This window comes from Paractinoplanes deccanensis (assembly GCF_016862115.1).
GTDB classification, from domain to species: domain Bacteria; phylum Actinomycetota; class Actinomycetes; order Mycobacteriales; family Micromonosporaceae; genus Actinoplanes; species Actinoplanes deccanensis.
The window spans coordinates 23,858-33,310 of the sequence record NZ_BOMI01000072.1 but is presented as its reverse complement, the minus strand read 5'-3'; the positions used below and the strand labels follow the sequence as shown (position 1 = coordinate 33,310).

Here is a 9,453-nt window from a genome sequence, read left to right as displayed (position 1 = left end):
CCGGGTGCCGCCACGGGCCAGACTCGGAGTGCCGCACCCGGACAGGTCGGGGGTGCCGCGACGGGGCAGGCCTCGGGCGCGAACCGCGGCCGGCCGGACCCGACCGTCTATGGCCGTCCCTCGCCTGAGGCGGGCGGCCAGAGTCCGGAGGGCGGCGTCTACGGGCGTCCGGCACAGCGGGCGGGGGAGCGGCCCGCGGAACCGGGACCGGCCGCAAGCTCGGGCGGGCAGGCGCCGACCGTTGGCTCAGCCGCCCAGCGGCCCGGTGGCGTATACGGCCAGCCGCTCGGCGGCGGACAACCTGGCCACACCCCGCAGCCTCCCGCCACGCCGTCGAGTGGCGGAGTTTTCGGCAGTGCCGCGCAAGCCCTCGGTGACCTCATTCCTGATGCGAAAGCGGCCGGCGCCTCGTCGGCCGACGCCGGCGTCTACGGCAAACGCCCGCAGGAAGGCGTTCAGGGCGCGCCAGATCAGAAGCCGGATGCCGGCGTTTACGGGCGCCCGGCCCAGTCCGGAGCCGGTCAACAGCCCGGCGGCGTCTACGGCAGCGCGGCGTCGACCGCTGACAGCCCTGCTTCCGTGGGGACGGCGCAATCGTCCCCGGGCGGCGTTTACGGCAGCCCCGCGCAGACCGAGCCGTCCCGCGCCTCCGCGTCGGGACAGGCCAGCTCACTGTCAGCGAGCCCCGGACATGCAAGGCCGGGATCGACCCCTCCAGGGACTGGACAGGCGCACGCTGCGCCGACGGCGGAGCCTGGGCGGCCCACGTCCGCGCAGGCGGCGCCTCGGGCCGCGAGTTCGGCTCCGGTGGTGCCGCCGAGCGTGGGGTCCGGACAGGTGGGTCCTGATCAGCTGGCGCCTCGAACTGCGAGTTCGGCTCCAGTGGTGCCGCCGAGCCTGGGGTCAGGACAGGAGGGCACCGCTCAGTCGGCACCTCGGACCGTGACTTCCGCGCCGGTGACGCCACAGGCTCCGGGGCACGGGCAGGCTGGTTCCCCGCAGGCAGCACCCCGAACAGGGCCCGGGCAGGCGGGCTCCATGCAGGCCGCGCCGCCGGCATCAAGGCCCGGGCAGGCGGGTGCTGGGCAGGCCGTGCCGCCGATATCGAGGCGCGGGCAGGCGGGTTCCGGGCAGGCTGGACCGCCGGCATCGGGACCCGGGCAGGCCGGATCTGCACAAGTGGCGTCCACACCGTTGAGGCTCGGGGAGGCCGGACCTACGCAAGCCGCGCCGCCATCGCCGGGGGCCGGACAGGCCGGACCTGCGCAAGCGGCGCAGCGGACCGCCGGGACCGGGCACGCCGGCGCCTCTGATCAGGGCGGCCCCGCGCAAGGCGGGAACGTCTACGGCGGGAAGCCGCAGGCGGCGGGCCAGGCGGCTGGCGGTGCGGTCTACGGGAGCCGGGGCCAAGAGAACCCGGGCGCCGACGTCACGCAGGTCGTCAACGCCGGCGGACCGAGCCCGGAGCCCGGCAACGCGACCGTGAACCTGCGGCAGGAGTCCGACGCGACCGCCGTCGTTCCTCGTGTTCCCGCGCCTCCGGCCGGGCCCGCGTTGCAGCCGGTTGTTCGTGACCCTGCCGCGTCGCGGGCCCGCGACGAAGCCGAGAAGCCGCGTGACCCTGCGGCGGCGCGAGCCCGCGACGAAGCCGAGAAGCCGCGTGACCCTGCGGCGGCGGGGGCCCGCGACGAAGCCGGGAAGGCCGGAACCGGGCGGAAGACCCGTACCAAAGCTGTTGCCGGGATTGTTGCTCTTTTGGTGGTTGCCGCCGGATTGGTGGGCGTTGTCCGACCGGGGCCGGTGAAGGACTGGCTGGCGTCGGACGAGCCGACGGCGGCGCCCACGACGGCCGCGCCCACGGCCGAGGCGTCGCCCACGCCTGTGCTCGCCGCGGCGAACGGTGGGGGGACCGCGCTGACGGCGGCGGGCGTGAAGAAGGCGCTCGATCCGCTGGTGGGCTCGGCGGCGCTGGGCACCAAGGTGCATGTCCGGGTGCTCGATGTGGCGTCGGAGGAAGTGCTCTACGCGCGCAACGCCGACACGATGACCACGCCGGCTTCCACGACGAAGCTGCTCACCGCGGCGGCCGTGCTCTCGGCCCGCGGGCCGGCGTACCGGATCGGCACGCGGGCCGTCGCCGGCAGCGCGCCGGGCGAGGTCGTGCTGGTCGGAGGTGGCGACCCGACGCTGTCCGTCGGCGCGAAGGGGCAGTTCCCGGGGGCCGCGCGGCTCGATCAGCTGGCCGCGCAGGTCAAGAAGGCCCTCGGCGGCACCGAGCCGACCAAGGTCACCATCGACACCTCGCTGTTCAGCGGGCCGGAGACGGCGGTCGGCTGGGACTCCTCGGACATCTCGCCCGGTGGGCAGGTGTCGCGGATCCAGTCGCTGATGACCAACGCGGGGCGGATCGAGCCCGTCCACAACGAGTACGGCGGGGACCCGCGCTTCCCCGATCCGGCGGTCGCCGCCGGCAAGGCGTTCGCGAAGCTGCTCGGGGTCTCGGGTGACACAGTCAAGCGGGGCAAGGCGCCGACCGCCGCGACGGCGGCCTCGGCGCCCGCCGGGATCGCGCCGGGCAAGCAGCTCGGCGTGGTGCAGTCGCCGCCGATGGTGCAGCTCACCGACTGGATGCTCGAGCAGAGCGACAACACCATGGCCGACGTCCTCGGCCGGCACGTGGCGATCGCCGACGGGCAGCCGGCGACCTTCGACGGCGCCACCGACGCCATCGTCAAGCGGATGACCGGCCTGGGGCTTCCGGGCGACGAGGCCGACCTGTACGACGCGAGCGGGCTCTCCCGCAACAACGGGATCAGCCCGACCCTGCTCACCCAGCTGCTGGCGCTCGCGTCGAGCGGGCAGCAGCCGGCGATCAGCTCGATGTTCGGCGGCCTGCCGGTCGCGGGCTGGTCGGGGACCATGCTCAAGCGCTTCGTGGCGCCGCGGGCCAACCAGATCGGCCAGGGCGTCGTGCGCGCCAAGACCGGCACGCTGAGCGGCGTCAACACGATGGCCGGCGTGGTGACGACCCGGGAGGGGCGGCTGCTGGTCTTCGCGATCATGGCGAGCGGCTCGGGGAACGCGGTCACGGCGCGGGCGGCGCTGGACAAGGTGCCCGCGCGCCTCGTGACTTGTGGTTGCTAGCGGAAGAGCCACTAGTGGGTGGGGCGGCCGGATGGGGGTTTCACCTGAGGTCTGCCTTGGAATCGCGCGGGTACGGTGGGTTGCATGGCGCAGTTCGTTGACTGGGATCTGGCCGCCGCGACCGCGGGCGCGCTTTCGAAATCCGGGCCCGCGGTCTCCTACGACGACGCGATGGCGGTGGTGTCCGAGCTACGGGCGCTCACCGACGAGGCGGCGGGACACGTCGCCGCGTACACGGGCTTGCATCCGCAGGTGGACGTCCCGCCGGTGCGGGTCGTCGACCGCAAGGACTGGGCCGCGACCAACATCCAGGGCCTCAAGCAGGTCATCATCCCGCTGGTCACCCGGCTCTCCGGCGACAAGCAGCCGGGCGGCCTGGCCGACGCGATCGGCTCCCGGGTCACCGGCGTGCAGGCCGGCACGATCCTGGCGTACCTCTCCGGCCGGGTCCTCGGGCAGTACGAGGTCTTCTCCGGCAACCCCGGCCAGCTGCTGCTCAACGCGCCGAACATCGTCGAGGTGGAGCGCAAGCTCGGCGCCGAGCCGCGCGACTTCCGGCTCTGGGTCTGCCTGCACGAGGTCACCCACCGCACCCAGTTCACCGCGGTGCCGTGGATGCGCGGCTACTTCCTCGGCGAGGTGCAGGCCTTCGTCGACGCCTCGCAGAGCACCGAGCACATCCTCGAGCGCCTGCGCCGCGGCGTGGCCACCCTCTCCGACGCGCTGCGCGACCCGGAGAGCCGTTCCTCGGTGCTCGACATCGTGCAGACGCCGGGCCAAAAGGCCGTGCTCGATCGCCTGACCGCGCTGATGACGCTGCTCGAGGGGCACGCCGAGTTCGTGATGGACGGCGTCGGTCCCGAGGTCATCCCGAGCGTCGAGTCGATCCGCGCCAAGTTCAACCGCCGGCGCGAGAGCGGCAACCCGCTGGAGAAGGCGATCCGCCGCCTGCTCGGCATCGAGGTCAAGATGCGGCAGTATGCGGAGGGCCGCAAGTTCGTGCACGGCGTGGTGGAGCGCGTCGGCATGGACGGCTTCAACAAGATCTTCGACTCGCCGCTCACCCTGCCGCGCCTCGACGAGCTGGGCGACCCGGACGCGTGGGTGACCCGCGTGCACGGCTCGCAGCCCGCGATCGGCGGCTAGGTGGCGCGGATCCCGCCCTCGGTCGCGGCGGTGCGCCTGGCCGTACGGCGGGCGCTCCCCGCTCGGGGTCTGGTCCTCGTGGCCTGCTCGGGCGGGGCCGATTCGCTCGCGCTGGCCGCCGCCGCAAGGTTCGTGGGCCGCGACGTCGGGCTCGTGACCGTCGACCACGGGCTCCAGGAGGGCTCGGCGGCGCGCGCCGCGGAGGTCGCCCGCTGGGCACGGGAGGCCGGGCTCGACCCGGTCCAGGTGGCCACCGTGTCGGTCGCCGGCCTGCCGGGTGGCCCGGAGGCGGCGGCGCGGACCGCGCGATACGAGGCGCTGACCTCGGCGGCCGTACGTCTGGGAGCGGTGGCCGTGCTGCTCGGGCACACGCGCGACGACCAGGCCGAGACCGTCCTGCTGGCGCTCGCCCGTGGCGCCGGGCCGCGCGGGCTGGCCGGGATGCCGGCGGTCAAGGGGATCTTCCTGCGGCCGCTGCTGGACGTCGCGCGGGCCGACACCCGCAAGGCGTGCGCGGCTCTCGGCCTGGTGCCGTGGGAGGACCCGCACAACGCGGACCCGTCGTTCGCGCGGTCCCGGGTGCGGGGCTCGGCCCTGCCGGCCCTCGTCGACGCCCTCGGCCCGGCCGTGGTGGCCAACCTCGCGCGCTCCGCGGCGCAGATCGCCCAGGACAACGCGGCGCTGGACGGCCTCGCCGCCGACGTGTCGGACATGTCGGTCGGCGCGCTCGCCGCGCTGATGCCGGCCATCCGGACCCGGGCGCTGCACGCCTGGGCGCTGCGGCTCGGCGCTCCCGGCGGCGCGCTGTCGCACCGGCACGTCGAGGCGCTCGACGCGCTCGTCACCGCGTGGCACGGCCAGGGACCCGTACATCTGCCCGGGGGTATTCAGGTGGCGCGTGCGGGCGGTGCACTCGTTCGGGTGTCCTGAGCCTCTGTGAGAGTCGTCACTCGTAGTGTCCGATTCGCCGGTTCACCCATGGCGAGCTGGGTGTTTTCCAGGGGTTCCGTCCGACTTGATCGCCGCCCCGTGCGGCGGGCGGCAACCTTCATGCGGCACGCTGGGACCCATGGCTGATGGCTCCTGGTACGACGCCGACATCGACCACGTGATCATCTCTGAGGAGCAGATCCGGGAAAAGATCGCCGAGCTGGCGAAGCAGGTCTCCGCGGACCACGCGGACGCGGAGGGCGGCATCCTGCTCGTCTGCGTGCTCAAGGGCGCGGTCATGTTCATGGCCGACTTCGCGCGGGCGCTCGGCAACCACGGGCCGTCCACCGAGATGGAGTTCATGGCGGTCTCCTCCTACGGGCAGGGCACCACGACCTCGGGCGTCGTGCGCATCCTCAAGGACCTCGACCGGGACATCACCGGCCGGCACGTGGTCGTCGTCGAGGACATCGTCGACTCCGGTCTCACGCTCTCTTGGCTGATGAAATACCTCCAGTCGCGCTCGGCGGCGAGCGTCGAGGTGGTCGCGCTCTTCCGCAAGCCCGACGCGGTTAAGGTGCAGGTCCCGGTCAAGTACGTGGGCTTCGACATCCCGAACGAGTTCGTGGTCGGTTACGGTCTCGACTTCGCCGAGCGCTACCGCGAGTTGCCGTACGTCGGTGTGCTGAAGCCCGAGGTCTACGCCCGTAGCTGAACCGTTTCTCAGCCTCTTCTCAGAAATCCGTCTTTATGGGCGGTTTTGCTGCGATACCTCGCTGAACGGGCGGGGGCCGAGAGGTGTCCGGCCAGCGGGCTCACGGGTTCGCAACCGGCACGTACGGTGTACCGTCGAGTGACCGAAGGCGCAGTGTCACAAGCGCCGGAGGGCCGGAGCGATTCGCCGCCACTCGATTCAGAGTCATCTCGATTCAGAGTCGTCGAGCGGGGTAACGGATCCGGCAGCCGCCGGTGGGCGGCACCGTTGAGGTGACCAGGACGCCGATCAGGAGGGTCCGGGCGCTTGGCGCCCGACAACAGTATGGAACGTACGCGTTTCTTCCGCCGCCCGGTGGTCTGGATCATTCTGGTGATCATCGGCGTGATTGCGCTGAGCTCGTTCTTCACCAGTGGTCCGAGCTACCAGCGCGTAGATACCTCGGTGGCGCTCGAGCGCCTCAACCAGCCCGGCATCAAGAAGGTCGTCCAGAAGGACAAGGAGCAGACGCTCCAGATCGACCTCGCCTCGCCGGAACGGTTCGACGGCAAGACCACCGACAAGATCGAGACCCAGTACCCGTACGAGGTCACGCAGACGATCTGGAACGAGGTCAACGAGGCCAAGACGGCCGGCCGGATCACCGGCACGATCGACGCCACGGTCTCGGGCGACAACATCCTCTTCAGCCTGCTGATCAACCTGCTGCCGATCGCCATCCTGGTGATCCTGCTGCTGCTGTTCATGTCGCAGATGCAGGGCGGCGGCTCGCGGGTGCTCAACTTCGGCAAGTCCAAGGCCAAGATGATCACCAAGGACACGCCGAAGACCACGTTCGCCGACGTCGCGGGCGCCGAGGAAGCGGTCCAGGAGCTCCACGAGATCAAGGACTTCCTGCAGAACCCGGCGAAGTACCAGGCGCTCGGCGCCAAGATCCCCAAGGGCGTGCTGCTGTTCGGCCCGCCCGGTACCGGTAAGACGCTGCTCGCCCGCGCGGTCGCCGGCGAGGCCGGTGTGCCGTTCTACTCGATCTCCGGCTCCGACTTCGTCGAGATGTTCGTCGGTGTCGGCGCGAGCCGCGTCCGCGACCTGTTCGAGCAGGCCAAGTCCAACGCCCCGGCGATCGTCTTCGTCGACGAGATCGACGCCGTCGGCCGCCACCGCGGCGCCGGCATGGGCGGCGGTCACGACGAGCGCGAGCAGACGCTCAACCAGCTGCTCGTCGAGATGGACGGCTTCGACACCAAGGGCGGCGTCATCCTGATCGCCGCCACCAACCGGCCGGACATCCTCGACCCCGCGCTGCTGCGCCCGGGCCGTTTCGACCGGCAGATCGCCGTCGACAACCCGGACATGGAGGGCCGCAAGCAGATCCTCCGCGTCCACGCCAAGGGCAAGCCGTTCACGCCCGACGTCGACCTCGACTCGGTGGCCCGCCGCACCCCCGGCTTCTCCGGCGCCGACCTGGCCAACGTGATCAACGAGGCCGCGCTGCTCACCGCGCGCAACGAGAAGCGGGCGATCTCCAACGAGTTCCTCGAGGAGTCGATCGACCGCGTCATCGCCGGTCCCGAGCGGCGCACCCGGGCCATGAGCGACAGCGAAAAGAAGATCACCGCGTACCACGAGGGCGGTCACGCGCTGGTGGCGTACGCGCTGCCGCACTCCGCCCCGGTGCACAAGGTGACCATCCTGCCGCGTGGCCGCTCACTCGGTCACACGCTGGTGCTGCCGACCGAGGACAAGTACACCCAGACCCGCGCCGAGATGATCGACACCCTGGCGTACGCGCTGGGTGGCCGCGCCGCCGAGGAGCTCGTCTTCCACGAGCCCACCACCGGTGCCGGCAACGACATCGAGAAGGCGTCCGGCCTGGCCCGCGCCATGGTCACGCAGTACGGCATGAGCTCCAAGCTCGGCGCGGTCAAGTACGGCACCAGCGGCGACGAGCCGTTCATGGGCCGCAACATGGGCCACGAGCGCGACTACTCCGACGCGGTCGCCGCCGACATCGACGGCGAGGTGCGCGCGCTCATCGAGCTGGCGCACGACGAGGCGTGGGAGATCCTGGTCGAGTACCGCGACGTGCTCGACAACATGGTCCTCGAGCTGATGGAGAAGGAGACCATCACCCGCGAGGACATGGACCGCATCTGTGCCCGGGTCGTCAAGCGCCCGCCGATGTCGCCGTTCAACGGCTTCGGCAAGCGCCTGCCGTCCGAGGCGCCGCCGGTGCTCACCCCCGCCGAGCGCGACAAGCTCAAGGCGCAGGCGGAGGCCGACGGTCAGGCCGCGGTCGGACCCAACCCGAACGGCAGCAGCGCCCCGGAAGGCAACAACTGATCACCGACGACGACGCCCTCGACTATCTCGCCGCCCGCCTGGTCGACGGAAAGCTCACCGGCACCCCGGTCGAGCAGTCCGTCGACCTCGGGCGGATCGAGAAGGCGGTCCGCGAGATCCTCATCGCCATCGGCGAGGACCCGGACCGTGACGGGCTGGAACGCACCCCCGCCCGGGTCGCCCGCGCCTACGCCGAGCTCTTCGCCGGCCTGCGGGTCGACCCGGCAAAGGTCCTGACCACCACCTTCGAGGCCGACCACGAAGAGCTGGTGCTGGTCCGCGACATCGAAGTGATGAGCATGTGCGAGCACCACCTGCTCCCGTTCAAGGGCGCGGCGCACATCGGCTACATCCCCGGCCCGCACGGCCGCATCACGGGCCTGTCCAAGCTGGCCCGCCTGGTCGAGGTCTACGCGCGCCGCCCGCAGGTGCAGGAGCGCCTCACCTCCCAGATAGCCGACCTGCTGATGGAGAGGCTCGAGGCCCGCGGCGCCATCGTGGTGCTCGAGTGCGAGCACCTGTGCATGGAGATGCGCGGCATCCGCAAGGTCGGCGCCCGCACGGTGACCTCCGCCGTCCGGGGCGCGTTCCAGACCGACGCCAAGGTCCGCGCCGAGGCCATGGCCCTGATCAACGCGCGCTGACCATCCGGTTCGCCAGGGTCGACATCGTGTACGTCCCGATGCCCAGCACCACCTCCAGCGCGTTGCGCCGGGTGTAGCCGGCCGCCAGGAAGTCGTCGACGGGCGTGTCGCCGGTCGTGGCGAGCACCCGCAGGGTGAAGACCCGCAACGCCTCCAGGCGCGGATCGGCGAGCTCGCGCTGCTCCCGCAGGGCGGCGATCAGATCCGCCCCGGCGTCGAGCTTGCGCAGCCGGCCCGTGTGCATGGCGACGCAGACCCGGCAGCCGTTGCGGGTAGCGATGATCATGACGACCACCTCGCGAGCGAGCGGGTCGAGCGTGCTCGCCTCGAAGAGCCCGTTGACGTGCAGAAAACCGCCCAGCATCTCGGGCGACTCGGCGAGCCGCGCCACCTCGGTGGGCAGATGCCCCAGGTGCGCGGCGGTGGACTCCATGAGCGGCCGGGACTGCGCCGGCGCGGTCTCCAGGGTGTGCTGAGTGAACATCACGGCCTCCGGCTAGAATCGACAACGTGGTTGTCCAAACCGTAAAC

At 71.6% G+C, this 9,453-nt stretch carries 7 protein-coding genes; 6 read left to right on the top strand and 1 reads right to left on the bottom strand.

Annotated features, from left to right (window positions below; translation table 11 throughout):
• Positions 1-1,800 precede the first annotated feature (1,800 nt).
• The 6 genes from dacB to folE all read left to right on the top strand — a co-directional run bounded on the left by dacB (position 1,801) and on the right by folE (position 8,922).
• Positions 1,801-3,144, top strand: coding sequence for a D-alanyl-D-alanine carboxypeptidase/D-alanyl-D-alanine endopeptidase (gene dacB / locus Ade02nite_RS49365; RefSeq protein WP_239168880.1), 1,344 nt, complete (start codon positions 1,801-1,803; stop codon positions 3,142-3,144).
• Positions 3,145-3,228: 84 nt separating this feature from the next.
• Positions 3,229-4,290, top strand: a complete 1,062-nt coding sequence (locus Ade02nite_RS19340) for a zinc-dependent metalloprotease (RefSeq protein ID WP_203765272.1) — start codon at positions 3,229-3,231, stop codon at positions 4,288-4,290.
• Positions 4,291-5,220, top strand: coding sequence for a tRNA lysidine(34) synthetase TilS (gene tilS / locus Ade02nite_RS19335; RefSeq protein WP_203765269.1), 930 nt, complete (start codon positions 4,291-4,293; stop codon positions 5,218-5,220).
• Between the two features lie 139 nt (positions 5,221-5,359).
• Positions 5,360-5,935 carry a hypoxanthine phosphoribosyltransferase gene (hpt, locus tag Ade02nite_RS19330; RefSeq protein WP_203765264.1) on the top strand — a complete coding sequence of 192 codons (576 nt, stop codon included), beginning with the start codon at positions 5,360-5,362 and terminating at the stop codon, positions 5,933-5,935.
• A gap of 324 nt (positions 5,936-6,259) precedes the next feature.
• Entirely contained in the window at positions 6,260-8,278 is a 2,019-nt protein-coding gene (gene ftsH / locus Ade02nite_RS19325; protein WP_203765261.1) for an ATP-dependent zinc metalloprotease FtsH, read from the top strand.
• A complete protein-coding gene (folE, locus tag Ade02nite_RS19320; RefSeq protein WP_203765289.1) occupies positions 8,275-8,922 on the top strand; it encodes a GTP cyclohydrolase I FolE in 648 nt (215 codons plus the stop codon). The genes ftsH and folE overlap by 4 nt, the downstream gene beginning before the upstream one ends.
• Here the strand turns inward: folE and Ade02nite_RS19315 are convergent.
• The gene (locus tag Ade02nite_RS19315) at positions 8,909-9,406 is read right to left on the bottom strand and encodes a carboxymuconolactone decarboxylase family protein (protein ID WP_203765258.1); all 498 of its coding nucleotides are present in this window, start codon (positions 9,404-9,406) and stop codon (positions 8,909-8,911) included. The genes folE and Ade02nite_RS19315 overlap by 14 nt on opposite strands.
• Between the last annotated feature and the right edge of the window lie 47 nt (positions 9,407-9,453).